The 25,122-nt window shown below is 73.7% G+C and carries 21 protein-coding genes; 9 read left to right on the plus strand and 12 right to left on the minus strand.

Annotation, left to right across the window (positions count from 1 at the left end; genetic code table 11):
* On the plus strand, positions 1–1,629 hold a 1,629-nt coding region (locus AC1DYZ_RS14710), incomplete at its 5' end, for a helicase HerA-like domain-containing protein (protein ID WP_477065931.1).
* Here AC1DYZ_RS14710 and AC1DYZ_RS14715 read toward each other — a convergent pair.
* The 5 genes from AC1DYZ_RS14715 to AC1DYZ_RS14735 all read right to left on the minus strand — a co-directional run bounded on the left by AC1DYZ_RS14715 (position 1,567) and on the right by AC1DYZ_RS14735 (position 7,610).
* A complete protein-coding gene (locus AC1DYZ_RS14715; protein ID WP_477065932.1) occupies positions 1,567–2,799 on the minus strand; it encodes an MFS transporter in 1,233 nt (410 codons plus the stop codon). The two genes, AC1DYZ_RS14710 and AC1DYZ_RS14715, sit on opposite strands and share 63 nt — an antisense overlap.
* An 81-nt stretch (positions 2,800–2,880) precedes the next feature.
* The gene (locus tag AC1DYZ_RS14720) at positions 2,881–3,558 is read right to left on the minus strand and encodes a metal-dependent transcriptional regulator (protein ID WP_477065933.1); all 678 of its coding nucleotides are present in this window, start codon (positions 3,556–3,558) and stop codon (positions 2,881–2,883) included.
* Positions 3,559–3,583: 25 nt separating this feature from the next.
* Positions 3,584–5,206 carry a D-alanyl-D-alanine carboxypeptidase family protein gene (locus AC1DYZ_RS14725; protein WP_477065934.1) on the minus strand — a complete coding sequence of 541 codons (1,623 nt, stop codon included), beginning with the start codon at positions 5,204–5,206 and terminating at the stop codon, positions 3,584–3,586.
* A gap of 23 nt (positions 5,207–5,229) precedes the next feature.
* A complete protein-coding gene (locus tag AC1DYZ_RS14730) occupies positions 5,230–6,864 on the minus strand; it encodes a metallophosphoesterase family protein (protein ID WP_477065935.1) in 1,635 nt (544 codons plus the stop codon).
* 11 nt (positions 6,865–6,875) lie between these two features.
* Positions 6,876–7,610, minus strand: a complete 735-nt coding sequence (locus AC1DYZ_RS14735) for a TetR/AcrR family transcriptional regulator (protein WP_477065936.1) — start codon at positions 7,608–7,610, stop codon at positions 6,876–6,878.
* A gap of 97 nt (positions 7,611–7,707) precedes the next feature.
* Between AC1DYZ_RS14735 and AC1DYZ_RS14740 the strand changes: the two genes are divergently transcribed.
* Positions 7,708–9,162, plus strand: a complete 1,455-nt coding sequence (locus tag AC1DYZ_RS14740) for an MFS transporter (protein WP_477065937.1) — start codon at positions 7,708–7,710, stop codon at positions 9,160–9,162.
* A 52-nt stretch (positions 9,163–9,214) separates the two neighbouring features.
* On the opposite strand, the gene AC1DYZ_RS14745 is transcribed toward AC1DYZ_RS14740, so the two are convergent.
* On the minus strand, positions 9,215–9,991 hold the full coding sequence (locus tag AC1DYZ_RS14745) for an LLM class F420-dependent oxidoreductase (protein ID WP_477065938.1): 777 nt from the start codon (positions 9,989–9,991) through the stop codon (positions 9,215–9,217).
* Between the two features lie 108 nt (positions 9,992–10,099).
* Between AC1DYZ_RS14745 and AC1DYZ_RS14750 the strand changes: the two genes are divergently transcribed.
* Positions 10,100–10,468, plus strand: a complete 369-nt coding sequence (locus tag AC1DYZ_RS14750; protein ID WP_477065939.1) for a VOC family protein — start codon at positions 10,100–10,102, stop codon at positions 10,466–10,468.
* Between the two features lie 79 nt (positions 10,469–10,547).
* Positions 10,548–11,705 (plus strand): PrsW family glutamic-type intramembrane protease, encoded by a 1,158-nt coding sequence (locus tag AC1DYZ_RS14755; RefSeq protein ID WP_477065940.1) that lies wholly within the window; start codon positions 10,548–10,550, stop codon positions 11,703–11,705.
* A 150-nt stretch (positions 11,706–11,855) separates the two neighbouring features.
* Here the strand turns inward: AC1DYZ_RS14755 and AC1DYZ_RS14760 are convergent, their stop codons facing one another.
* Positions 11,856–12,290 (minus strand): MarR family winged helix-turn-helix transcriptional regulator, encoded by a 435-nt coding sequence (locus AC1DYZ_RS14760; protein ID WP_477065941.1) that lies wholly within the window; start codon positions 12,288–12,290, stop codon positions 11,856–11,858.
* Positions 12,291–12,346: 56 nt separating this feature from the next.
* On the opposite strand from AC1DYZ_RS14760, the gene AC1DYZ_RS14765 reads away from it, so the two are divergent.
* On the plus strand, positions 12,347–12,550 hold the full coding sequence (locus AC1DYZ_RS14765) for a hypothetical protein (RefSeq protein ID WP_477065942.1): 204 nt from the start codon (positions 12,347–12,349) through the stop codon (positions 12,548–12,550).
* On the opposite strand, the gene AC1DYZ_RS14770 is transcribed toward AC1DYZ_RS14765, so the two are convergent.
* Positions 12,537–14,288, minus strand: coding sequence for a hypothetical protein (locus AC1DYZ_RS14770; protein WP_477065943.1), 1,752 nt, complete (start codon positions 14,286–14,288; stop codon positions 12,537–12,539). The genes AC1DYZ_RS14765 and AC1DYZ_RS14770 overlap by 14 nt on opposite strands.
* Before the next feature lie 159 nt (positions 14,289–14,447).
* On the opposite strand from AC1DYZ_RS14770, the gene AC1DYZ_RS14775 reads away from it, so the two are divergent.
* The gene (locus tag AC1DYZ_RS14775) at positions 14,448–15,332 is read left to right on the plus strand and encodes a CHAD domain-containing protein (protein WP_477065944.1); all 885 of its coding nucleotides are present in this window, start codon (positions 14,448–14,450) and stop codon (positions 15,330–15,332) included.
* A gap of 8 nt (positions 15,333–15,340) precedes the next feature.
* Here AC1DYZ_RS14775 and AC1DYZ_RS14780 read toward each other — a convergent pair whose 3' ends face one another.
* From AC1DYZ_RS14780 to AC1DYZ_RS14790, 3 genes are read right to left on the minus strand one after another with little or no spacing between them, the layout of a single operon-like run.
* The gene (locus AC1DYZ_RS14780) at positions 15,341–15,982 is read right to left on the minus strand and encodes a CYTH domain-containing protein (RefSeq protein ID WP_477065945.1); all 642 of its coding nucleotides are present in this window, start codon (positions 15,980–15,982) and stop codon (positions 15,341–15,343) included.
* Positions 15,983–15,998: 16 nt separating this feature from the next.
* The gene (locus tag AC1DYZ_RS14785) at positions 15,999–18,545 is read right to left on the minus strand and encodes an ABC transporter permease (RefSeq protein ID WP_477065946.1); all 2,547 of its coding nucleotides are present in this window, start codon (positions 18,543–18,545) and stop codon (positions 15,999–16,001) included.
* Positions 18,542–19,279: an ABC transporter ATP-binding protein gene (locus AC1DYZ_RS14790; protein ID WP_477065947.1), complete on the minus strand. Its 738-nt coding sequence runs from the start codon at positions 19,277–19,279 to the stop codon at positions 18,542–18,544. Before AC1DYZ_RS14790 ends, AC1DYZ_RS14785 begins: the two co-directional genes overlap by 4 nt.
* Positions 19,280–19,492: 213 nt before the next feature.
* On the opposite strand from AC1DYZ_RS14790, the gene AC1DYZ_RS14795 reads away from it, so the two are divergent.
* The 3 genes from AC1DYZ_RS14795 (at position 19,493) to AC1DYZ_RS14805 (ending at position 22,421) form a co-directional block, all read left to right on the plus strand.
* Entirely contained in the window at positions 19,493–20,890 is a 1,398-nt protein-coding gene (locus AC1DYZ_RS14795) for a DEAD/DEAH box helicase (protein WP_477065948.1), read from the plus strand.
* Between the two features lie 134 nt (positions 20,891–21,024).
* Complete coding sequence (locus tag AC1DYZ_RS14800; protein WP_477065949.1) at positions 21,025–21,627, plus strand: sulfite oxidase-like oxidoreductase; 603 nt, start codon at positions 21,025–21,027, stop codon at positions 21,625–21,627.
* A gap of 47 nt (positions 21,628–21,674) precedes the next feature.
* Complete coding sequence (locus AC1DYZ_RS14805) at positions 21,675–22,421, plus strand: ferredoxin reductase (RefSeq protein ID WP_477066001.1); 747 nt, start codon at positions 21,675–21,677, stop codon at positions 22,419–22,421.
* 6 nt (positions 22,422–22,427) lie between these two features.
* On the opposite strand, the gene AC1DYZ_RS14810 is transcribed toward AC1DYZ_RS14805, so the two are convergent.
* Positions 22,428–25,112 (minus strand): phosphoenolpyruvate carboxylase, encoded by a 2,685-nt coding sequence (locus tag AC1DYZ_RS14810; protein ID WP_477065950.1) that lies wholly within the window; start codon positions 25,110–25,112, stop codon positions 22,428–22,430.
* Between the last annotated feature and the right edge of the window lie 10 nt (positions 25,113–25,122).

A 25,122-nucleotide genomic window follows, 5' to 3' on the forward strand; every position in this document is an offset into this window, starting at 1 on the left:
AAGGCGCAGGCCGCTGCGGCGGCGCTGGCTGCGGCCGAGGCGGCGGCAGCGGGCGTCGACGACCCGCCGCCCGCGGCAGCGCCGCCCACGTCCAGCCACGCCGCGGAGATCATCGCCGGCTACACGTTCTCCGGCCCGATGCTCCCGCTGGGCGCCCTGGTCGAGGACGACGTCCCGGTCCCCGGCGCGGTCGTCGGCATCCCGCTCGCCATGATGAACCGGCACGGCCTCGTGGCGGGCGCGACCGGCACCGGCAAGACCAAGACGCTGCAGGTGCTGGCCGAGGGGCTCTCGGCCGCGGGCGTGCCGGTGTTCGTCGCGGACGTCAAGGGCGATCTCTCCGGGCTGGCCGTCCCCGGGACGCCGAACGAGAAGCTGCTGGCCCGCACGGCGAGCCTCGGGCAGGAGTGGGTCGCGACGGCGTCGCCCGTCGAGTTCCTCAGCCTCGGCGGGATCGGCGAGGGCACGCCGGTGCGCACCACCGTCACCGACTTCGGGCCGCTGTTGCTGGGCAAGGTGCTCGGCCTCAACGCCACGCAGGAGTCGAGCCTGGGCCTGCTCATGCACTGGGCCGACACCCAGGGGCTCGCGCTGCTGGACCTCAAGGACCTGCAGGCCACGATCGCGTACCTGATCAGCGACGAGGGCAAGCCGCAGCTCAAGGGCATCGGAGGGCTGTCGGCCGCGACTGCCGGCGTCATCCTGCGCGAGATCGTCGGGCTGCAGGCGCAGGGGGCCGACGCCTTCTTCGGGGAGCCCGCGTTCGACGTGTCCGAGCTGCTGCGGACCGCGCCCGACGGTCGCGGCGTGATCAGCGCGCTCGAGCTGCCGGCTGTGCAGGACCGGCCCGCGCTGTTCTCCACGTTCCTGATGTGGCTGCTGGCCGAGCTGTTCCAGGAGCTGCCCGAGGTGGGCGATCCCGACAAGCCGCGGCTCGTGTTCTTCTTCGACGAGGCGCACCTGCTGTTCACGGGGGCGTCGGCCGACTTCCTCACGGAGGTCACGCAGACGGTGCGGCTGATCCGGTCGAAGGGCGTCGGCGTCTTCTTCGTCACGCAGAGCCCTAAGGACGTGCCCGCCGACGTGCTCGGGCAGCTGGGCAACCGCGTCCAGCACGCGCTGCGGGCGTTCACTCCCGACGACGCCAAGGCGCTGCGGTCGGCGGCGCGCACGTTCCCGACCTCGCCCTACGACCTCGAGCAGCTGCTCCAGTCGCTCGGCACCGGCGAGGCCGTCGTCACCGTGCAGTCCGAGCGAGGCACCCCGACGCCGGTCGCGTGGACGCGGCTGCGCGCACCGCAGTCGTCGATGGAGCCGATGCCGGCGGCCGAGCTCACCGCGGCGGTCGCGGCGTCGCCGCTGTCGGACCGGTACGCGGCGGCCGTGGACCGGGAGTCCGCCTACGAGCTCCTCGCGGTCCGCGCCGAGAAGGCGCAGGAGGCGGCCCAGCGCGCGGAGGAAGCGGAGCGGGCCGCCGACGAGGCCGAGCGGAAGGCGAAGGAGGCGCGACAGTCCGCTCCGCGCCGGTCGTCGAGCAGGACCAGCCCGCTGGACAGCCTGCTGCGGTCAGCGGGTACTCAGCTGGGGCGTGAGATCACGCGCTCGATCTTCGGCACGCGGCGGCGCTGAGACGACCGGCACGGGTCCCCGCCCGAACACCAGCACGACGACTAGCCCGATCGCGGTGAGCCCGGCGCCGACCCAGGCGGGCGCGAGGTAGCCGAGCCCGCCGGCGATGACCAGTCCGCCGACGAACGCGCCGGTCGCGTTGCCCAGGTTGAGCGCGGAGTGGCACAGGGCCGCGCCGAGCGAGGGGGCCGCGGGCGAGACGTCCATGAGGCGCGTCTGCAGCGACAGCCCGAGCACCTGCGAGGTGACGCCGAGCATGACGAGCGCGAGCACGGCGGGCACCGGGTAGGCGCCCACGAGCGCGATGGAGACGAGGACGACGATCGTGGCGATCATGCCGCCGATGACCGTGCCCATCACGGACCGGTCGGCCAGCCGGCCGCCGACCACCGTGCCGATCGTCATGCCGATCCCGTACAGCGCGAGCACGAGGGGCACGAGCGCGACCCCGAGGCCGGTCACCTCCGTGAGCAGCGGCTTGACGTAGGAGTAGACGGCGAACATCCCGCCGAACCCGACGGCGCCGGCACCGAACGCGATCCACAGCCGGCGGTTGCGCAGGGCGGCGAGCTCGGTGCGGACGGTCGTGCCCGGCGCCGACGGCAGGGACGGCGTCCACGCGGACACCGCCGCGAGCGTCAGCAGCCCGAGCGCCCCGACCCCGACGAAGGACCAGCGCCAGCCGACGGCGTGCCCGACGATCGCGGTGAGCGGCACCCCGACGGCGCACGCGACGGTCAGCCCGGCCATCATCGAGGCGACGGCACGCCCGCGCCGTTCCGGCCCGACCACCGCGGTGCCCATCACCGCGCCGACCCCGAAGAACGCACCGTGCGGCAGGCCCGCGAGGAACCGCGCCAGCACCAGCCAGCCCATGCTCGGGGCGAACGCGGACAGCACGTTGCCGATGGTGAACGCCACCACGAGCAGGAGGAGGAGCCGACGGCGGTCGAGCCGGGCGCCCAGGGCTGCGAGGGTCGGGGCGCCCACGACGACGCCGAGGGCGTAGGCCGTGATCGCGTTCCCCGCGGTCGGGATGGAGACGTCGAAGCCCGACGCGATCTCGGGCAGCAGTCCCATCGTCGCGAACTCCGTCGTGCCGATGCCGAACCCGCCGAGGGCGAGCGCGAACAGCGCGGCGCGCGAACGCGCGGGCGTGAGCGTGACCAACGACGGTCCTCCGAACGAATCGATTCGATATCGGTGCGGAGAACGCCGTCGTCAACTCCGGTGGATGGCGCCCAGGGTACGTCAGGCGGCGGGCACCAACCAGATCGCCCGTGCCGCGACCTCGCCGAGGTCGACCGTGCGGCCGTCGACCCGGATCGAGATCACGCCCGCGACGGTGCGCCGCTCGACCACCGTCACCGCCGCGTCCAGCAGCAGGGCGACGGACTCCAGGTAGCGCAGGAGGCCGGGGTCGGCGTCGGAGATGCGGGCCACGGCCCACTCCCCCGGCTCCGCGTCCCAGAGCACGGTCGCCGCCGGGACGTCGAGCGTGCCGTCCGCTCCGGGGATCGGGTCGCCGTGCGGGTCCCGCCGCGGGTGCCCCAGCTGGGCGGAGACGCGTTCGACGAACAGGTCCGAGACGGCGTGCTCGAGCACCTCGGCCTCGTCGTGGACCTCGTCCCAGCCGTAGCCGAGCACCTCGACGAGGAACGTCTCGATGAGTCGGTGCCGCCGGACGACCGCGAGCGCGTGCCGCTGCCCGTCCGCCGTGAGCTCGATCGCGCCGTAGGGCTGGTGGGTGACGAGGCCGGCGTCGGCGAGCCGGCGGACCGTCTCGGAGACCGTCGACGCCCCGACGCCCAGGCGAGTGGCCAGCATCTTGGTGGTGACGGGCTGCTCCGACCACTCGCGGGCCGACCACACGACCTTGAGGTAGTCCTGCGTGACGGCGCTCAGCTCGGGTGTCGTCGGCGTGCTCACGCCGTCCACACTAGGGCGCGCACGCTCACCAGCCGTCGACGCTCCAGTGCCAGGGCTCGCTGGGCAGGTTCTCCAGGCCGTAGTCGGCCGCGTGCTCGGTCAGCCAGACGAACGCCGGCGAACCGGCCCGCAGCACGCCGCCGCTCACGGTGAAGTCGAGCGCGAGGCCGCGCTCGTGGCGCGACGTGCCGGGCGGGGCCGTCTGCGGCCGGCAGGTGACCACGGTCGCGTCCGGCCCCGACGGGGTGCAGTTGGCCGCCCGCAGCGCGATCTGCTGGCTCGCGCTGCGCCAGCCCCAGGCGTGCAGCTCGATGCCGTCGGCGAGCGCGGCGGTCATCAGGGCGTCGAGCGAGTCGGCCAGGCACGGGTGCACGCGCACGCCGAACGCCGTGACGACCGTGTCCCCCTCGGGCACCGGCGCGTCGACGTCCGTGCAGTCGGTGGCGACGCGGCCGCTGGTCATCAGCTCGGGCGGGACGTCGACGCGCCATAGCTCCTGCCCGGTGGGCGCCCGCAGCAGGAGCGCACCTTCCTCGAGCTGGAGGTTCGCGCCGGGGCTGCCGGGCGTGGCGCTGTGCCACAGGACCGACCCGTCCGCCGCCGTGAGCGCCACGTCGCCGTCGTCCTGGACCGCGAGGCCGACGGCGCCCGCTGCGGGGGCGCTCCACACGGCCGTCCCGTCGTAGGCGAGCGTGAGCCCGTCCGCGCCCACCCCCAGCCGCAGGTGGCCGTCGGGCGAGCTCAGCTGCTGACCCACCGGTAGCGGGGTCCCGGCGACCAGCGACGAGGGACCGATGACCGTCCCCGTGCTCCAGACGACCGCGCCGGCCACGTCGTAGAGGACGAGGTCGCCGTCGTCCTGGAGGACCAGCGTCGCGCCAGGGTGCCCGGCGGTCCGGCTGCGCCAGGGGCGGTTGCCGTCGGCGTCGGTGACCACGAGGTTGCCGTCCTCGCGCAGCGTGAACGTGGAGCCCGGCACGTCCGTCCCCGTGGACCAGCGCGTCGCGGCGTCCGGACCGAGCAGCGCGACGTCGCCGTCGTCGAGCACCACGAGGCTCTGGCGGCCGTCGGGCGACGAGAGCGCCTCGCCGGGCGCCAGGCTCGAGCCAGCGGTGAGGATGGACGGTCGCACGCCGGTGCCCGAGTCCCACAGCGGGACCCCGCCGGGGTCGAGGACGACGACGTCGCCGTCGTCCTGCAGGACCAGCTTCGACCCGGGGGTCGCGGCCGCGTCCGGGCGCCAGCCGACCGTGCCGTCGGGGGCCGTCAGGGCGACGTCGCCGTTCTCGCCGACGACGAGCTGCGAGCCGGCCACGGCGGGACCGGCCACCCAGCGCGGGTCCGGGTCGGGGCCGAAGAGCGCGAGGCCGCCGTCGGCCTGCACGACAAGCGTCTGCGAGCCGTCCGGCGAGACCAGACCCTGCCCGGCGCCGAGCACCTCGCCCGGCCTCAGCTCGCTCTCGCCGGAGGCCGCGTGCGCGCCCGGGGCGAGCAGGATCGTGCCGACGAGCACGCAGGCGCAGGTCAGGGAGGCGCGGAGCGCGAGCGCGCCTCGCTCCTGGCCGACCGCGGACCCGCGTCGGGACACTCGCCCACCCCTCTTCACGGCGCGGGCCGAGCCGGTGCGGCCCAGGTCCGCGTGGGTCACACCCTAGGACAGTGTGAGCCAGATCACACGGGTGAAGGTGCGCCGCCGGGTCCGGTCGGCGTCGGCTCGATCGGCGTCGGCGGCCAGGTCAGGCGCGGACTCACGCTCGCGGTGGTGTCCGGCCGGATCTGCACCAGCTGGTAGTCGACGAACCTGCGCCCCTCGGGGTCCCAGCGCAGCACGGTCATCTCCGCCACCCCGTTCAGTGGCCCGACCGTCGGCTGACCCAGCGTCGCCCCCGCGGTGCTGGAGCTGACGTAACGGATGCCGAGCTCCACGCGCTCGGGTCCGTACCGCTTGTGCAGGTGCCCGGAGATCTGCGCGGGGACGCAGCCGCTCGCGAGCGCCGGCTGCCCGACCGCCGGGGTGTGGATGAGCAGCAGGTCGACGCCGTCCTCGTCGTCGCACGCGACGTCGGCCAGGCGCTCGGCCTCGTCGTCCGCGGACTCCTTGCCGGCCTGGGCGGTGCCGCCGGCGCCCACGCGCGTCTCGTTCGGGTCCCGGTCCCCCAGGATGCGCAGCCCGTCGACCTCGACGACCGACCCGTCCAGCACCGTCGCCCCGGCCTTCGCGTAGTTGCCGGTGGTCTCCCGCGAGTCGTGGTTGCCGGGCGAGGTGACGAGCTCCACGCCGGACGGGATGGCGCGGGCGAACGTCGTCACGCAGTACTGCTCGACCGACGTGCCGTTGAGCGTGGTGTCGCCGGCGTCGAGCACGAGGTCCGCCTTCGCACGCAGGACGAGCGTGCGGATCAGGGGGGCCATGCCGACGTTGCAGTGCAGGTCGGAGACGAGCACGACGGTCACCAGGTCGGCGTCGTCGTCGACCGTCGGGGTCGCCGAGGAGTCGCTGGGCTCCGGGCCCGGCCACGCGTCCAGGGACTCCTGGCGCTCGTCCCACGCGACCTTCAGCGACGCGTTCGCCTCGGTGTAGAACTTCTCGTTCTTCTTCAGCTCCGCGACCACCTGGCCGCCGTACGTGTCGATGACGCCACCGAGACGGCCCGTCACGCGCGCGCCCTCGAGGGGGGTCCCGTCGAACACCGCCGACGCCGCGCTCGACGCCGACGGCTGATCGCGGCGCCCGAGGCTCGAGGTCGACACGGTGGCGACGAGGGCGACGACGACGCCCGCGACGACCGCGGACCCCAGGTGCGGCCGCACCCGGACCCGGAGCTCCTCGCGCCGCGACGCGCCGAGAAGGAGCCGCATCAGCCACCACGCGGCGACCAGCACGACGAACGCCAGGGCGGTCCGCCACAGTGCCTGGGTGACCAGCGCCCGGGCCACGTCCTGGACCGTCGCCTGCGGGCCCGAGAAGAACTGCAGGTAGCTCTGCAGGTCCCCGCTGAGCGCCTGGAGGGTCCGGGACTGGTCCAGCTGGGTCACCGACGCGGGGATCTCCTGCACCGTGACGCGCACCCCGAGGGTCAGCGGCAGCGGCGAGTCGATCTGGAGCGTCCCGAGCGGCCCGAGGTCGACCGTCACCGTGTCGTCCGTGGTGACGTCGTACCGCGCCTCGTGCGGCCCGAGGCTGCTCTCGACGGAGGCGGTCGTGATCCCGAAGACCAGCGCGAGGAGCAGCGCGCCGAGAATCAGGAGGGCGCGCGGCCACCATCGTCGCTCGACGCCCGTGGTCGGGCCGCTCGGGTGGCTCATCACCCCCGAGCCTAGGCGCCGGCCTGCTGCCGGAGCCCCGCGAGGAGGAGGTCGAGCCCCGCGCGGAACTGCTCGCCGTCGTCGTGAGCGGCGAACTCGTCGGCGATGTGGTGAAGGAACGGGTACTCGTCGGCGCCCAGGCTGCGCATCTGCTCCCGGAAGCCCGCGACGAACTCCTCTCGGGCGACGATCCCGTCTCGCACCTCCTGGGGCGGGTCCTGGCCGCGGTCGGCGGCGACACCCACGACGTACGCCATGATCGCCGCGACGCCGTCGAGCTGCTGCCTGGGCGTCAGGTCGAGCCGCATGAGCTCGCGGCCCATCTGGTCGTAGAACGCGAGACCGTTGGGCTGCGTGCCGCTGTCCTGCAGGAAGTAGGCACCGAGCCACGGGCGGTTCACCGTCGCGGAGTAGAAGGCGATCGCCATCTCCCGCACCTCGGCGATCGGGTCCTCGCCGGTTCCGAGGTGCGCGGTCTGCGCCAGGACGCCAGCGAGCACGCTGTCCGCTGCACGCTCGAGGAGCTCGTCCTTGCTGGACACGTACCAGTAGATGGTGCCGACGCCCGTGCCCAGACGTGCGGCGAGAGCGCGGAAGGTGAGGCCGCCTGCGCCTGCCTCGTCGAGCAGCGCGACGGACTCGGAGACGACGGCCTCCAACGAGTGGGACGCCCGTCGCCGCCCGCCCGGTCCGCGGGCCCCGCCGCGTCGACGGTCCGGAACCGGCTTCTGTGACGCATCGCTCACGTCGTTCTCCGTTCGCATGTTTGCACTCTATCGAACATCGTTCTACCGTATGGAACAGCGTTCGATAAACGAACAAGGTTCTACCGAAGGACATGCCATGACTACTCTCACCGCTCCCGCCCCACAGCGGACCTACCCGTCGCTCCGCGCCGCGTGGATCCCGATGTTCGCCCTCTGTCTCGCGTTCTTCGTCGAGATGGTCGACAACACCCTGCTGACCATCGCCCTGCCGACCATCGGCCGGGACCTCGGCGCGGGCACGACCTCGCTCCAGTGGGTCACCGGCGCGTATTCGCTCACCTTTGGCGGCCTGCTGCTCACCGCCGGCTCCGTCGCGGACCGGCTCGGCCGGCGCCGCGTGCTCCTGTGGGGGCTGGCCGGGTTCGGGTTCATCAGCCTGTTCGTCGTCGGCGTCTCCACCGCAGGCGAGCTCATCGCCCTGCGCGCCGCACTGGGCATCGCTGCTGCCGCGATGGCCCCCATCACCAACTCGCTGGTGTTCCGCCTGTTCGACGCGGCCGAGCTCCGGATGCGCGCGATGACCGTGATGATCGTCGTCGGCATGAGCGGATTCATCCTCGGGCCGCTGCTCGGCGGCACCGCCCTGGCCCACGTCGGCTGGCAGTGGCTGCTGCTGGTGAACGGTCCGATCGCGCTCATCGCCTGGATCGGCGTGCGCAAGGGCGTCGCGCCCGACGACGTCGCAGGCCTGACGAAGGACCGCCTCGACCTGCCGGGCTCGATCCTGAGCGTCGCGACCATCGGCCTGGCCTGCTACACCGCCACGAGCGGCGTCCAGCACGGCTGGGTGTCCCTGTGGACGTTCGCCTCAGGGCTCGGGGCTGTCCTCGCCCTGCTCGCGTTCATCTGGCACGAGCGCCACACGGCGCAGCCCATGCTCGACCTCGACGTCTTCCGCAACGGCACCGTCCGCGGCGCGAGCATCGCCCAGATCGGCACCTCGGTGGCCATGGCGGGAGTCATGTTCGGCCTGATCCTGCACTTCCAGTACGCGTACGGGTGGAGCCCGATGCGCGCCGGCCTCGCCAACCTGCCCCTGATCCTCACCATGATCGCCGCCACGCCGATCTCCGAGGGCCTCGCCAAGCGCTTCGGCCACCGGATCGCGTGCCTCATCGGCGCCGTCCTCCTGGCCGGGTCGTTGGGCGGCCTCGCCTGGGGCGTCGAGCACGGCTACCTCGCCATCGCGTTCTTCATGGTCACCTTCACGATCGGACTGCGCACCGTGATGACGATCTGCGCCGTGGCCCTCGTCGAGGCGATGCCCGAGACCCGCACGTCCCTCGGCGCCGCACTGAACGACACGGCCCAGGAGGTCGGCACCAGCGTCGGCACCGCGGTCGTCGGCACCCTCATCGCGGTCCTCGTGACGACGGTGCTGCCCGCCGGGGTGTGGGGAGCAGATCTCGTGCAGTCCTTCTTCCATGGCGAGCGCGTCGTCTACGTGACCCTCGCCGTCGTCGTCGGGCTCATCGCGGGCGCGGGCGCGCTCTCCCTGAGCAGCTCGCGCTCGGTCGACGAGCACGCGTGAGGCGACGCCGCACCGGCGCGCTGAGCCAGCGCGCCGGTGGGCTCGAGCGCGGTCAGCCCTGCGCGTCGCGCCAGGCCACCCACTCGGCAGCCAGCGAGAGGTCGTAGTCCGGGCCGCTGGCGCCGATGGTGAACAGCGTGGCGCCGGCGGCGACGAGGGCGTCGGCCACCTTCGCGGGCGGCGCGCCGACGCCCACCGACCGCTCCACGAGCGCGCCGGTGTCCCGGCCCACGTCGGTGCCGTGCTCGTCGAGGATCGCGCTCTTGCGGCGCAGGGTGTCGACGTCTCCGAAGGAGTGCCACACGTCCGCGTGCTCCGCCACGACTCGCAGCGTCTTGCGCTCGCCGCCGCCGCCGATGAGCACCGGGATCTCCCGCGTCGGGGTCGGGTTCGACGCCGCCCAGCGCGCCTTGATCCGCGGCAGCGCCTGTGCGAGGTCGGCGATCCGCGAGCCCGCGGTGCCGAACTCGTAGCCGAACTGGTCGTAGTCCTTCTCGAACCAGCCGGCGCCGATCCCGAGGATCAGCCGGCCGCCACTGATGTGGTCGACGGTCCGCGCCATGTCCGCCAGCAGCTCGGGGTTGCGGTACGAGTTGCACGTCACCAGCGCGCCGATCTGCACGCGGCTGGTCTGCTCCGCCCAGGCGCCCAGCATCGTCCAGCACTCGAAGTGCTTGCCGTCCGGGTCACCCGACAGCGGGAAGAAGTGGTCCCAGTTGAAGATGATGTCGACGCCGAGGTCTTCCGCGCGGCTGACCGCGTCGCGGAGCTGGGCATAGTCGGCGTGCTGGGGCTGGAGCTGGACCGCGATGCGGATGGGGTGCGTCATGGTGTCGAGCCTACGGAGAGTTCGCGTTCGGGCTCGGCGAGAAGCGGACGGTATCTGACCTGTTCTGGCGCGATGCTGGTCGCTCACCCACCACGAGGAGCTGTACCGATGGACATGAAGCTCGAGCTCGTCTCCGTTCCCGTCGCCGACATCGACCGCGCCAAGGCGTTCTACGTCGACCAGGTCGGCTTTGTCGCCGACCACGACATCCCCGTCGACGACACCCTGCGGTTCGTGCAGCTGACTCCCCCGGGCTCGGCGTGCTCGATCGTGCTCGACGTGAACATGACCTCGATGGCGCCAGGCGCGCAGCAGGGGCTGCAGGTGGTGGTCGACGACGCCGACGCCACCTACGAGTACCTGGTCGGTCGCGGGGTCGCCGCGGAGCCGGTCGTCGAGTTCCCGTGGGGGCGGTTCACGTTCTTCACGGACCCCGACGGCAACCGCTGGGCCGTGCAGCAGATCGTGCGCCCCTGAGGCACCGCGGCGGACCTTTGGCATAGTGGGCGTACCGGCGCGCACCACCACGCCAGTCGCCGCGACACCGAGGACTCCGATGCCGCTGACCCTGCTGGGCGCCCTCCTGCTCGTCGTCGGCTTTGCCGCCGCGATGCTCCTCGAGCGCCGACGACGCGACTCCCCCGCCGCCGACTGGTACCCGGACCCCGTCTCGCCCGAACCTCGACGACGCCTGTGGGACGGCCAGGCGTGGCACCCGACCGTCGCCGACGGCTCGGTGGCCGCCGCGCGCGGGCGCCGGTTCCGCGGCCGGTTCTGGGGCGCCTGGGTGTGGTTCTTCGTCGCGGCGGTGGTGGTGCTCGGCGTCGGCTCCGCGGTCTACACATCGTCCGAGAACGTCACCGTGATGGGGTGGACGAGCTTCCTCGCGATGTCGCTGGTGTGCGCGGGGTTCTACCGGTTCGTCGCTCGGCAGGTCGCCCTCGACGAGGTCGTCGGCCCCGCGTCCGTCGTGGCGGGAGCGGTCGCCGGCGCCGGCGCGACCCTGCTGATCGCGCTCAACCTCAACGACCTCGTCATCGAATACCTGGGCGGCGTCCAGACCGCGACCCGGACGGTGGGCTTCACCGAGGAGCTGTCCAAACTCGTCGTCCCGCTCGCGCTCTTCCTCGTGGGCCGCTACCGAAACCCGCGCGCCGGCATCGCCATGGGCATCGCCGCGGGCTTCGGGTTCGCGATCGCGGAGACGACGATCTACGCCTACGAGACCGCGGCGGCCAGCGGCCCGAACTTCTGCGGCGCCGACACCCCGGCCGCGACGCCCATGCTCGTCATCCAGGCGCAGGTCGCGCGCATCTGGACCGTCTCGCCGCTGCACTGGCTGTGGACGGGGATCGCGGTCGCGGTGGCGTGGCGGCTCTGGCGCGTCTACGGCGGGCGCGGGACGCCGGCCGCCGTCGGAGTGATCCTCGCCGTCATGGTCGTGCACTCCGCGAACGACACCTCGTCCACCCTCGGCTGCGACAGCCCCGGGGTCGCGTTCCTCCTGCAGGTGGCCCGCTGGGGGCTGTTCGTCGCGACCTACCTGGTCTTCAAGGCGATGGTGCGCAAGTCGACGCCGCCCGAGCTCATCGGCGTGGTGAGCAAGGGCTGGACGCCCAAGCGCCTCGGCGAGGTCCCCGTGGCCGCCGACGCCGCACCCGCCACGATCACGCTGGAGTCAGAGCCTCCTGCGCCGGACGGCGTCGGTCGGTGACGACGAGCACGATCATCCCGACGAACGTGGCGAACACGACGGCCGCGACCCCCACGGACGGTCGCACCCGCCACCGCTGCGCGACATCGACGCCTGGCGTGCTCGAGCTCATCGTGCCCCTGTGCAGCGATCCGTGTGCAGGCACCGGGCTCAGCGGGCGCCGTCCGCCGCGGCGATGAGCAGCTCCGCCGCGCTGCGGATCTGCTCGATCTGCTCGAGGGTCAGACCCAGCCCGTCGACCATCGCGGCCGGGATCCCGACGGCCGACTCACGCATCGCCCGGCCGGCGTCCGTCACGATGATGTCGAGCGCGCGCTCGTCGTCGGCGGACCGTTCCCGGCGGACGAGGCCCATGGCCTCCAGTCGCTTGACCAGCGGCGACGCGGTCGCCGGCTCGAGGTGCAGCAGCGCGGCGAGCTCCTTGAGCGAGAGCCGCCCGTACTGCCAGAGCGCGAGCATCGCGAGGTACTGCGGGTGCGTGAGCCCGAGCGGCTCGAGCAGCGGGCGGTAGAACGCGACCAGGCTGCGCGCCGCGGCGGACACGGTGAGGCAGACCTGGGCCTCGACGGCAAGCGGATCATCCATGTGCCCACAGTAGATCGTGTGCTTATAGTTAGTGCACAAACTACTGAGGAGTGCTCGTGCCCAAGAAGCACCGCCGCGACATGACCGAGTGGTGGCTCACGTACCTGGGACCCGCGCAGGTGGGCAACATCCGGGGACCGCGCAAGGACCTGACCGACGACGAGCGCGCCCGCGACACCGCGCTGCAGCAGCACTTCGACCGCGTGGTCGACGCCAGCGGCCGGTCGTTCCTGGTCGAGCGACCGGCTACTGGTAGCTGACGAGATCCGGGACCGGCTGCACGGCGTACGTCTGCGTCGGGTCCAGCATCGGCTTGTCCTCGTCGTAGAAGTTCTTCCAGCCCCAGTGCACCGGCGGGGCGTCGGCGCGCAGCGTGTTCCAGGTGCCGGCCTTGCCTGGCTGGGTCCCCTGGCCGTCCACGTGGATCACGATCGCGAGCTCGTCGCGCGACGTGTCCAGGCGGGTGCGGTCGGTGATCATCCGGCCGGCGAACTGGTGCAGGACCAGCATCTTCTGCGGGAGAGCGCGCTGCGCCGTGAAGTCCGCGAGCCAGGCGACGACGCCGTTGACCTCGTCGATGCCGACCGAGCCGATCTGCCGCAGGTGCACCTGGTCCGGGGCCAGGCGCCACTCCGGGTCGAGCGCCAGGCCGACGTACGGGAGCGCGAGCAGGTCCGCGTACTGCTGGGCCTGCGTGAGGAAGTCGGTGCGTCCCGGTTGCAGGTCGAGGACGACGGCCATGCCCGCGGCGCCCGCGGCCTCGACCAGCGGGCGCAGGTCGGCGACCGAGCGCTCGTCCGAGTAATTGCCGTCGGCGCCAGGCCCCCCGGACGCGATGGTCGCGATGATCTCCACCGCCGGGACGACGGCGTCCACGGTGAGCGACCGGTACGGCGCCGCCGTGGCGTCCGCCCGGGCGAGCGTCGCGGGGACGTCCTGCTCCCCCAGCACCCCGAGCGCCTTCGAGCCGGGCGTGCCGTAGAGCGCGACGTACTTCTTGCCCGGCACGCCCGGGACCTGCGGGAACACCAGCTGCCCGCCGCCGCCGAGGAGCGCGCCGGTGCGCGCAGCGGCCACGCGGCGGGCGAGCTGGTCCGGCGCGCCGAACGCCGCCCCGAGCGCGACCGTGTGGTCCGGCGCGGCCGCGGCGATCGCCTGGACGCCCGGCGTCGTCGCGCGCGGGTCGCCGCCGGGGGTGTCGAGCACCGGCACGCCGGCGGCGCGGATGGTCGCGAGCGCGGCGAGCGGGTCGACGCCGACGCCGGTGAGCGCAACCGTGCCCGCGAGGGCCGCGGGCGGGCTTGTGCGCGGGAGCGTCGGAGGTGGCGTCGGGGACGCGGTCGATGTCGGTGACGTCGTAGGCGTCGGGGTCGGCGGGGCGACCGGGACCGTTCCGGGGACCACGAGCACGGCCGGCCGCGGGGAGGACAGGCCACGGACGGCGGCGGCCTCCTGACCCGGGACGACCTCGGCCGGCAGGCCGAACGCGGCCCCCGTCGCGGTCCGCAGCATGGCGGCGTCGGCGCCGGGCACGACCGGGACCACGACGATTCCGGCCGGCGGCGTGAACGCGGCCGCGCCCACTATCAGCACGGCCTGCGCACCGAGCCGGGTCAGCTCGTCCAGGACCGGGGCGGGGTCCGCGGCCGCCGTCGTGAGCAGCACGGGAGCGCCGAGCGCGACGGCCGCCGACGACGCGGTGAGGTGCGCCGCGACGTCCTCGACCTGGGCGACGACGACCACGGGCGCGGTCTCGAACAGGGCGCGCGACGCCTCCAGCGCCGCGTCCTGCGGGGTGGCTGCGGGCAGCACCGTGGCGGCCTCGTCGGGCGCCCCCACCTGCGCGGACACCTGCGTCGGGGTCGGCGTCGGCGTCGGGGTGGGAGAGGCGGTCGAGGGCGTCGGCGTCGGCCGCTGTGTCGCGTCGTCGTTCGTGCAGCCGGCGAGCACGAGCAGGGCGACCAGGGTCGCGACCAGGGCGGCGCGTCGTCGGCCCACGGGCACGGCGGTACCTCCTCGTCGCGATGGACGGACAGTGTACGAGGATGGCGTGAACGCGAATGGGACCGCCAGCCGGGCCAGGGTCTCGGGTGCTGAGCACCTGGTCCACGGTGCGTTGAGCTCTCGTGCGCGGCCCTGTCGTGCGAGCCTCGACCCATGGGATCCGACGAGACCGCAGGTCAGGTGCTCCAGGCCTACGTCACGGCGCAGGCTGAGCGCCTGCGCGCGGTCGCGCCGGGCGTCCGGGCGGGTGACGACGACGCCGTGCACGACGCCCGGGTGGCCACCCGGCGCCTGCGTGCCGCCCTGTCGGTGTACCGGCCGGTGCTGGACCGCGCCGCGGCCGAGCCGGCGCGCGACGAGCTGTCGGATCTCGGGCACGTCCTCGGCGGCGCCCGGGACGCCCACGTCGAGCGTCATGCCCTGCTGCGCCGGCTCGCGGCCGAGGATCCGACGCTGGTCGTCGGGCCGATCGAGCGGCGGGTCGACGAGGACCGCACCGCGGCGAGACGGATCGCGCTCGACCAGGTCGAGTCCTGGCTCGGGTCCGAGCGGCTCGACGCCCTCCTCGACGTGCTCTCGCGCGACCTGCCGCCCGGTCCCGCGCACGCGCGTGCCGCCGGCGACGTCCTGCCCCGCCGCGCCCGCCGGGCGTGGCGGCGCTACGACGACGCGGTCGCGGCGGCGGCCGACCTCCCCCCGGGCGACGACCTCGACGAGGCGCTGCACGAGATCCGCAAGGCGGCGCGGCGCGCGCGATACGCGAGTGAGCTGGCCGTCGCAGTCGTCGGCGCACCTGCCCGCCGCAGCGCGCGGCGCGCGAAGCGCGTCCAGGAGGCGCTGGGCGCCCAGCACGACACCGTGACCCGTCGCGAGACCCTGCACCGCCTCGCGCTCCAGGCGGACGCCGACGGCGAGAGCACCTTCACCTACGGCAGGCTGCACGCGCTCGAGCAGGCGGCGGGCGACGCCGCCGAGTCCGAGGCGCGGCGGCGCGTGGACCGGGCGAGCGCCCGGGGCCACCGCCGCTGGATGCGCTGACCCCGGGGTCAGACCGCCCCGGGCTCCGCGCGGTGATTGTGGCCCAGGTTCTGCAGGAACCGCGGGCCGATGCTCGCGAGCTCGCGCTCGAACGCCGCGGCCCACGTGCCGTACGGCGTGCCCGCGAGCGCGTCGTTGGAGAACCGGGCATCGGACGTCACCTCGGTGATGCAGAACTCCGGGATGGTCAGGTCGGTGACCGGGCCGCCGCGCTCGACCTCGGCGACGACCAGCGGCGCGTTCCCGCCGGCGAACGTGTCGATCACCCAGCCGTCGTCGCCCAGCCACACCGAGTGCCGCGTCTTGGCCACGCGGGCCCCGCCGCGGCGGACCAGCTCGAGCCCCACGTTGACGTCGAGCTCGCGCTCGGCCTCGTACCGGGTGCCCTCGTTCATGGGTCCCTTGACGGTGATCGCGCAGAAGTCCATCTGGTCGGCGTACCGATCGAGGATCGCGAGCTCGTCCAGTCCCGGCTCGAGCACCAGGCCCTCGACAGTGGCCTGCACGCGGACGCGGACGGCGAAGCCGGCGTCGGCGAGCACGTAACTCTGCACGATGAGGGCCGGCGAGGCGTCGAGCAGGTCGGCGGGCACGTCCCGCGCCCAGAAGCGACGCTCGAACTCGAAGTCGCCGTACCCGGTGTCGCTCACCCTCCGAGGTTATCGGTCACTCCGTGGTCACCGCGTCGAGGACGGGCAGACGCGCCGCACGCACCGCCGGCCAGAGCGCCGCGACGACGCCGACCACGACGGCGAGCGCGAGCATGAGCGCGAGGCTGGTCCACGGGATGGCGAGCGTGCGCAGCCCGACGTCGGCGAACACGGTGGGCAGGGTGGCCGCGAGCGCGACTCCGAGCACCAGCCCGACCGTCGTGCCGAACACCGCGGTGAGCACCGACTCGAGCGTGATCGTGGTGCCCAGCTGCAGCCGCCCGAGGCCGACCGCCCGGAGCAGCCCGATCTCGCGGGTCCGCTCGATGACGGACAGGGCGAGCGTGTTGATGATGCCGAGGACGGCGATGACGATCGACAGGCCGAGCAGCGCGTAGAGGATGACGAGCACGCGGTCCACCTGCGCGGCGAGGTCGGAGACGAACTCCTCGCTGTCCATCACCGAGACCACGACGTACGGGCGGACGGCGTCCGTGAGCTCGCCGCGCAGGGCCGCCACGTCCGCGCCGCCGGTCGCGGTGACGAACACCGTGGTCACGCGCTGCTCGTCGGGCGGCAGCAGCTGGTCGAGCAGGGTCTGCGACACGACGAGCGGCACGCCGAACGCGGGCGAGTCGATGACGGCGCCGATGGCGACCGTGCGGGAGTCGCTCGACCCGACGAGCTCGAGGCGCTGACCGACCACCCAGTCCTCGTCGTCCATCGTCGTGCGCTGCACCGCGACGTCCCCCGCCGCCAGGGCCCCGGGGAACGAGCCCTCGACCTCCTCGGTGCGGATGCTGCGGCCGACCGCCGTCGGGTCGATGCCGGTCACCGCGAGGTTCGCGCCGTCCACGAGCACCACGCCGGTGGCGAAGGTGTCCGCGGCGCGGACGTCGGGCAGCGCGCGCACGTCCAGCACGGCCTGCGCGGGCACGGTCCCCTGGGCGGCGCCGCGCAGGATGTAGTCGGTGGTGGCCTCCCGCGCGACGATCGCGCTGGTGGACGCCTGGGTGGTGGCGGCGATGACCGCGGCGGCGCCCACCAGCGCCATCCCGATCATCAGCGCGCCGGCCGTGTTGGCCGTGCGTCGCGGGTTGCGGGTGACGTTGCCGCGGGCGAGCGGACCGACCGGCCGCCACGGGACGATCGGCACGGAGAGCGCGCGGAGCATGCCGCGGGCCAGCGCGGGCGACGCGGCGAGCACCCCGAGCACGACCCCACCGGCCCCGATCCCGAGCAGCGCGCCGGCGTGCTGGGCGGTGGGGTCCAGGAGGGCGACGACGACCGCGCCGATACCCAGGAGCAGCAGCACCGCGCCCACGACCGCGCGCCGGCGCAGGGACCGCTCGGGCAGGGTGACCTCGTCGCGCAGCGCCTCGACCGGCGGCACGAGGGCCGCCCGGCGTGCCGGCAGCGCGGCCGCCAGGACGCTGACCAGGGTGCCGACGAGCACGGACACCACCAGCGTGAACCCGTCGAGCGGCACCCGGCCCGTCAGCTGCATGCCGACCCGGCCCAGCACCGAGCGCAGGACGACCACGAGCCCGAGGCCGCCCGCGACGCCGAGTGCCGCCCCGACCACGCCGACGATGGCCGCCTGCAGCACGATCGAGGAGAACACCTGCAGGGGCGACGCCCCGACCGCGCGCAGCAGCGCGAGCTCGCGGGTCCGCTGGCGCACCCACATGGAGAACGTGTTGGCGATGATGAACGCGCCGACGAACAGCGAGATCCCCGCGAACACCAGCAGGAACGTCGTGATGAAGCCGAGGACCGTGAGGATGTTCGCGGTGGCCTGCTCCCGCACCTCGTCGCCGGTCACCGCCTCCGCCGGCACGGTCGATGCCGCGGCGACGGGGGCGATCCGGTCCACCAGCTGCTGCTCCGTGAGCCCGTCGGCCGCCTGGACCGAGATCGTCGCGACCGTGCCGTCGGGGGCGAACGCGGCGGTCGCGGTCGCCGTGTCCAGGAACACGACGGTCGCCCCGGCCAGGGCCGACCCGAGCCCCATCTCTCCGACCACGGTCACGGGCCGGATCTCGCCGCCGACCACCACGCTCGTCGCGTCACCGAGCGCCAGCCCGGACGCGCGCAGCGTCGCCGACTCCACCGCGATCTCGTCGCCACTCGCGGGCGCGCGCCCCGCGACCACGTGGGCGGCCCGGTCCCGCGGGTCGTAGGCGAAGCCGAAGCTCGGCGCCTGCGTGCTCTGCACGGCGGTCCCGTCGGCGCCCACCAGCACCAGCGGACCCTGCAGGTCGGGCAGCGCGGCGGCGACGCCGTCGACCGCCTCGAGCTGGTCGACGAGGGTCAGCGGGACGGGGTTGCGCGTGTCGGGGCTGATCCGGTCCGGCCCGCCGGTGCCGCCGGCGGCGTCCGCACCGCGGACGTAGGCGTCGCCCAGCGTGGTCGTCGCGATGATGTCCGTGAACGTGCTCCCCAGCATGGTGCGCAGCGCGAACGTGCCGGCGACGAACGCGACCCCGAGGGCAACCGCCAGCACCGACAGGCAGAACCGCACGAGGTGCGCCCGCACCCCGCGCAGCGCGACGCGGATCATCGGGTCGCGCGGATCTCGGTCAGTGCGGCCAGCACCGACTCCGCCGTCGGGTCCCGCAGCTCGCCGACCAGCCGGCCGTCGGCGAGGAACAGCACGCGGTGGGCGTATCCCGCCGACGTGGGGTCGTGCGTGACCATCACGACGGACTGCCCGAGGTCGTCGACGCTGCGCCGCAGGAACCCGAGCACCTCCGCCGCCGAGGTGCTGTCGAGGTTGCCCGTCGGCTCGTCGGCGAACACGACGGCGGGGCGCGCGACCAGCGCACGCGCGCAGGCCACCCGCTGCTGCTGCCCGCCGGACAGCTCGCTGGGCTTGTGCCCGAGCCGGTCCGCCAGCCCGAGGGTCTCGACGACGAGGTCCAGGTGCGCCCGGTCCACGCGCCGGCGCGCGATGTCCAGCGGCAGCGTGATGTTCTCCAGCGCGGTCAGCGTGGGCACGAGGTTGTAGGCCTGGAACACGAACCCGACCCGGGTGCGCCGCAGCGCGGTCAGCCTCCGCTCCGACATGCTGCTCACGGTCTCGCCGTCCACGACGACGGTGCCCGACGTCGGCCGGTCCAGGCCCGCCAGGCAGTGCATGAGCGTCGACTTGCCGGACCCGGACGGTCCCATGATCGCCGTGAGCTCTCCGCGAACCAGGTCGACGTCGACCCCGTCGAGCGCCCGCACGGTCGTCGTACCGGCGCCGTAGACCTTCACCAGGTCGCGCGCCGAGGCGATCGCGGGTGTGCTCATCGCGGTGCGTTCCTCCAGGTACCCGGGGCCGGTTGCGTCCGATCGTCCCTTGTGACGCTCGACACCGCGAGCCGTCTCGCGGTTCGTCGTGTGAGAGAGTGGGGCCACCAAGGGCTGCGCGAACCTGCGCGCCCCGCGTCGTGGAGGTCCCCCGGAGCACCCGCTCTGGTTGCTCTGGCGGCGGACCCCGACCCAGCCCGAGAGGCTCTATCTGTGACTTCCTTCGCCGACCTTGGCGTGCCCTCTGCCCTGTCTGCCGCACTGACGGCCCAGGGCATCACCTCCCCCTTCCCCATCCAGACCGCGACGCTGCCCGACTCGCTGGCCGGCCGTGACGTCCTCGGCCGCGGGCGCACCGGCTCCGGCAAGACCCTCGCGTTCGCCCTCCCCCTCGTCGTGCGCCTCGCCGCGACCGCGGGCAAGGGCAAGGCCGCTCGTCGGCCCCGCGCCCTCGTGCTGGCCCCGACGCGCGAGCTCGCCTCGCAGATCGACGCCACCATCGCCCCGCTGGCCAAGGTGATGGGCCTGAACACGACCGTCATCTTCGGCGGCGTCTCGCAGGGCAAGCAGGTCTCCGCGCTCAACGGCGGCATCGACATCGTCATCGCCTGCCCGGGTCGCCTCGAGGACCTGCTCAACCAGAAGGCGCTCACGCTCGACGACGTCCAGATCACCGTCCTCGACGAGGCCGACCACATGGCCGACCTGGGCTTCCTGCCCGGCGTCAAGCGGATCATGGACAAGACCCCGAAGGTCGGCCAGCGCCTGCTCTTCTCGGCCACCCTGGACAACGGCGTCGACCAGCTGGTCAAGCGCTACCTGACCTCGCCGGTCGAGCACTCCGTCGACAGCGCCGAGTCGCCCGTCGCCGCGATGACCCACCACCTGTTCGAGGTCCGCGACGCCGACGCCAAGAAGCTGGTCGTCCACCACCTCGCCTCCGGCACCGGCCGCCGCGTGCTGTTCATGCGCACCAAGCACCAGGCCAAGAAGCTGGCCAAGCAGCTGACCATGGACGGCATCCCCGCCGTCGACCTGCACGGCAACCTCGCCCAGGGCGCGCGCGAGCGCAACCTCGAGGCGTTCTCGTCGGGCGCCGTCCGCGTGCTCGTCGCCACCGACATCGCCGCGCGCGGCATCCACGTGGACGACATCGAGCTCGTCGTGCACGTCGACCCGCCGGCCGAGCACAAGGCGTACCTGCACCGCTCGGGCCGCACCGCGCGTGCCGGCTCCGGTGGCGACGTCGTGACGATCGTCCTGCCCGAGCAGCGCGGCGACGTCCGCCAGCTCACGCGTGCCGCCAAGATCACGGCGACGCCGAAGCCCGTCTTCCCCGGTGACGCGACGCTCACGCGGCTCGTCGGCGAGGTCGCCGCGCCCGTGAAGTACGTCGCCCCGCCCGTGACCGCCTCCAACGGCGGCGGCAACGGTGGCGGCGGCGGTGGTCGCGGCCGTGGTCGCGGTCGCGGCGCGGCCCCCGCCGCAGCCGGCGCTCCGGCGGTCGGCTCCGGGCAGCGTCGCCGTCGTGGCGGCAGCGGTCGCGGCGGCAGCGGCGGCTCCGGCGCGTCGAGCTCGGGCGGTCCGCGCGTCGTGTACTCGCGCGGCTGACGTCACAGCAGATCAGAGCCCGGTTCGACTCCCGTCGGACCGGGCTCTGGCGTATCCCGGGAGCGTTCCCCCATGATGGGCTTCAGCGTCTCCGACACCCGGGAGTTGACCATGCCCGACCGCACGGCGTTCTGATGGCGATCGTCTCCCGCGGGTTCCGCGGCAAGCGCGAGGCCGACCCCCGCATCCCGCCCGGCCAGTACCTGGAGCGCGGCTTCCCGGTGCTGTCGGCCGGTCCGACTCCCCGAGCCGACCTGTCCACGTGGACGTTCTCGATCACCTCGGGCGGAGCGACGCGCAAGACCTGGACCTGGTCGGAGCTCACGCACCTGCCCCACGACGACATCGTCAAGGACATCCACTGCGTGACCAAGTGGTCCAAGCTCGACTCGGCCTGGCGGGGCATCTCGCTGGACACGCTGCTCGACGGTGTCGAGGTCGCGCCCGAAGAGCAGTACGTCATGGCGCACTGCGACGGCGGCTACACCACGAACGTGCCCCTGGCGGACCTGCGCGGCGGGAAGGCCTGGATCGCCTACCAGTACGACGGCGCTCCCCTGCCGCCGGAGCACGGCGGACCGGCCCGGCTGCTGATCCCGCACCTGTACTTCTGGAAGTCCGCGAAGTGGGTGCGCAGCATCGAGCTCATGACCGAGGACACCTGGGGCTTCTGGGAGCGGCTGGGCTACCACGCGTACGGCGACCCGTGGAAGGAGCAGCGGTATTGGGGGGACTGAGCGTGCCCGACGACGTTCCTGACCCCGCTCTGTACGCCCTGCCCTGGATGGTCGGCACGCTGGTCGCCCGCACCGCGGAGACGGCGACCGCGATGACGCTCGAGCTCGACGTCCCCGGCTGGCGCGGCGCCCTGGCCGGCCAGCACGTCGACGTCCGGCTCACCGCGGAGGACGGGTACTCGACCCAGCGGTCCTACTCCCTGGCCTCCCCCGGCACGATGGGGCTGCCCGGGATCCCGCCGGACCCCGCCATGCACGACCCCCGCATCGCGCTCACGGTCCAGGTGGTCGACGACGGTGAGGTGTCGCCGTACCTGACGGAGGACCTGCAGGTCGGCGACGAGATCGAGCTCCGCGGACCGGTCGGCCACTGGTTCGTGTGGCAGCCCACCGACCCCCACCCCGTCCAGCTGGTCGGCGGCGGGTCGGGCCTGGTCCCGCTCATGTCGATGCTGCGGACCCGACGCCTGGCCGGCAGCCACGCACCGTTCCGTCTGGTCGTGTCGGTGCGGACGCCCGCGGACGCCATCTACGCCGACGAGCTCGAGGCGCTGGGCACCGACGTCGAAATCACCTGCGTGTGGACCCGTCGCGGCCCGGACGGCTGGACCGGCCGCATCGGGCGCGTCGACGCGGACCTGCTGCGGGACGCCTGCTTCCCGCCCGACGAGCGGCCGCACGTGTTCGTCTGCGGGCCGACGCCGTTCGTCGAGTCCGTCGCCGACACGCTGGTCGACCTGGGCCACGACCCGGAGCGCATCCGCACCGAGCGGTTCGGACCGACCGGTCCGTAGCGAGCGTCAGCCGGTGTTCTGCAGGCCCGCCGCGACGCCGTTGACGGTGAGCAGCAGCAGCCGGCGCAGGTCGTCGGCCTGCTCGGGGGCGTCGCCCGTGCGCAGCCCGCGCAGCGCGCGCAGCTGCAGCAGCGACAGCGCGTCGACGTAAGGGCTGCGCAGCTGGACGGCGCGGCCGAGGATCCGGCGGCGGGACAGGATCGCCTCGCTGCCGGTGATGGCCAGCACCCACTCCCGGGTGAGCCTCATCTCGTCGAGCACCTGCTGTGCCAGGTCGTCGCGGTCGCCCAGGGCGAGGTACCGCTCGGCGATGCGCTCGTCCGTCTTGGCCAGCGACATCTCGACGTTGTCGATCATCGTGGTGAACAGCGGCCAGTCGGCGTACGCGGCACGCAGCTCCGGCAGGTCGTCGGTCGCCGCGAGCGCGGTGCCGAGGCCGTACCAGCCGGCCAGGTTGATGCGCGCCTGCGACCAGGAGAACACCCACGGGATCGCGCGCAAGTCGTCGAGCGACTCGACCGACAGCCCGCGACGGGCGGGCCGCGAGCCGATCGGCAGCATGCCGACCTCCTCGAGCGGGGTGACCTCGGCGAACCACTGCGGGAACCCGGGGGCCTTCACCAGCTCGTGGAACCGGACGCGCGACGTCTCGTCGAGCTTGGCGGCCAGGGGCGCGAACCGCTCGGTGGCGGCGGCGTTGTGGCGCTCCACGGACGGCGCGCCCGCGAGCAGCGTCGCCGCGGCGACCTGCTCGATGTGCCGGGCCGCGATCACGGGGTCGCCGTAGCGGGCGAAGATGACCTCGCCCTGCTCGGTGAGCTTGAACCGGCCGTCGACCGAGCCCGGAGGCTGGGCAAGGAGTGCCCGGTTGGCGGGGCCGCCACCGCGCCCGAGCGCGCCGCCGCGGCCGTGGAAGAGCGTGAGGACGATGTCGTGCCGCTTGGCCCAGTCCGTGATGCGGCGCTGGGCGGTGTCCAGGGTGAGCGTGGCGGAGACCGGGCCCACGTCCTTCGACGAGTCCGAGTAGCCGAGCATGACCTCGACCCGACGGCCGTTCTCCGCGAGCCGGCGCTGGACCTGCGGGAGCGCGAGGGCGCCCTCGAGGATGTCGACTGACGCCTCCAGGTCCGCGAACGTCTCGAACAGGGGGACCGCGTCGATGATCGGCGCGTCGACGCCGGCGAACGCGATCTCGGCGAGCTGGTAGACAGCCGCGAGGTGCTCGGCCGACTGCGTGAACGACACGATGTAGCGGCGCGCCGCCAGCACGCCGTAGCGGCGCTGCACGGCACCGATCGCGCGGAAGGTGTCGAGGACCTCGACCGTGCGCGGCTCGAGCGTGCCGTCGACGCCGTTCTTCGCGAGGTCCGCGAGCGCGCCCTCGTGTACCTGCGAGTGCTGGCGCACCTCGAGCTCGGCCAGGTGGAACCCGAACGTCTGCACCTGCCAGATCAGCCGCTGCAGGTCGCCGTACGCCGACCGGGGCGCCCCGGCGGCCGCGAGCGAGCGCTGCACGACGTCGAGGTCGGCCTCGAGCTCGGCGGCCCCGCCGTACCCGAGGTCGGCGTTGCGCGTCCGGGTCGCCGCGATCCGCTCGGCCAGGAAGTAGACGACCCGCCGGTGCGGCTCGTTGGGGGCGTCGCCGGCGATCCGGGAGGCCAGCGACGCCGACAGGCCGCGCTGCTTCTGCCAGAGCGCGGTGAGCTCGCTCGAGGCGGGCGTGCCGGACGCGGCGAGGGTGAGGCCGTGCGCGGTCTTGCGCGCCGACGACTCGAGCTCGAGCAGCGCGTGCTCGGACGCCATCGCCGCGGCGTCCTCGGTGATCTGCGCGGTGACGTTGGGGTTGCCGTCCCGGTCCCCGCCGATCCACGTGCCGAGGCGGGCGAACGGCCGCACGGCGGGGGCGGTGGTGCCGGCCGCGTCGGCCAGCAGCCAGTCGTCGAGCCGCCGGTACACGGCCGGCAGCACGTCGGCCAGGGTCGCCTCGAACACGTTGACCACGGTGCGGACCTCGTCGAGCACCGACGGCTTGGCCTCCCGCAGCGGCGCCGTGCGCCACAGCGTGTCGATCTCGCCCAGCAGGCGGCGGTCGTTCTCCGCCAGCGACATGCCGCCGATGTAGCGCAGGTCGCGCTCGGCCACGAGCTCGGCGATCCGGCGGATGGAGCCCGACACGGCCCGGCGGCGCGCCTCGGTGGGGTGCGCGGTGAACACCGGGCGGAACTCGAGCTCCGCCAGGCGCTGGCGGGCGACGTCCTCGCCCACCTCGTCCGCCAGCTGCGCGACGGCGGCCGGCAGGGAGTCGTCCGGCGCCAGGTGGTGCGGCAGGAGGCTCGCCTCGCGGTCGCGCAGCACGCGGACGCGGTGGTACTCCTCGGCGGTGTTGGCCAGGTGGAAGTAGCAGGTGAACGCCCGGGCGACCTCCTCGGCGCGGGCCATGCTGAAGCCGGCGACCAGGGCCTCGGCCTGCGCGAGGGCCTCCGGGTCGGGCCCGTTGTGCGCGCGGATGGCGAGCTCGCGCAGCGCCTCGACGTCGGCGAGCAGGTCGTCCCCGCCCGCCTCACGCAGCACGCGACCGAGGAACTCGCCGAGCACCCGGACGTCGTTGCGCAACGGCTCGGGGACCTCGTGGCTCGCGAGACTCTGTGCAGCTGTCTGCGCGGCGTCGCCGGCGGGAAGAGGTGCGGTCACGGGCCAAAAC

It is taken from the genome of Cellulomonas sp. P1_C4, from assembly GCF_056406355.1.

Bases quoted from the DNA above. Each gene is read 5' to 3' on its own strand.
- AC1DYZ_RS14740 (WP_477065937.1), top strand. From the start codon at position 7,708: ATGACTACTCTCACCGCTCCCGCCCCACAGCGGACCTACCCGTCGCTC.
- AC1DYZ_RS14790 (WP_477065947.1), bottom strand. From the start codon at position 19,279: ATGAGCACACCCGCGATCGCCTCGGCGCGCGACCTGGTGAAGGTCTAC.
- AC1DYZ_RS14755 (WP_477065940.1), top strand. From the start codon at position 10,548: ATGCCGCTGACCCTGCTGGGCGCCCTCCTGCTCGTCGTCGGCTTTGCC.
- AC1DYZ_RS14745 (WP_477065938.1), bottom strand. From the start codon at position 9,991: ATGACGCACCCCATCCGCATCGCGGTCCAGCTCCAGCCCCAGCACGCC.
- AC1DYZ_RS14775 (WP_477065944.1), top strand. From the start codon at position 14,448: ATGGGATCCGACGAGACCGCAGGTCAGGTGCTCCAGGCCTACGTCACG.
- AC1DYZ_RS14760 (WP_477065941.1), bottom strand. From the start codon at position 12,290: ATGGATGATCCGCTTGCCGTCGAGGCCCAGGTCTGCCTCACCGTGTCC.
- AC1DYZ_RS14800 (WP_477065949.1), top strand. From the start codon at position 21,025: ATGGCGATCGTCTCCCGCGGGTTCCGCGGCAAGCGCGAGGCCGACCCC.
- AC1DYZ_RS14730 (WP_477065935.1), bottom strand. From the start codon at position 6,864: ATGAGCCACCCGAGCGGCCCGACCACGGGCGTCGAGCGACGATGGTGG.
- AC1DYZ_RS14805 (WP_477066001.1), top strand. From the start codon at position 21,675: ATGGTCGGCACGCTGGTCGCCCGCACCGCGGAGACGGCGACCGCGATG.
- AC1DYZ_RS14785 (WP_477065946.1), bottom strand. From the start codon at position 18,545: ATGATCCGCGTCGCGCTGCGCGGGGTGCGGGCGCACCTCGTGCGGTTC.
- AC1DYZ_RS14750 (WP_477065939.1), top strand. From the start codon at position 10,100: ATGGACATGAAGCTCGAGCTCGTCTCCGTTCCCGTCGCCGACATCGAC.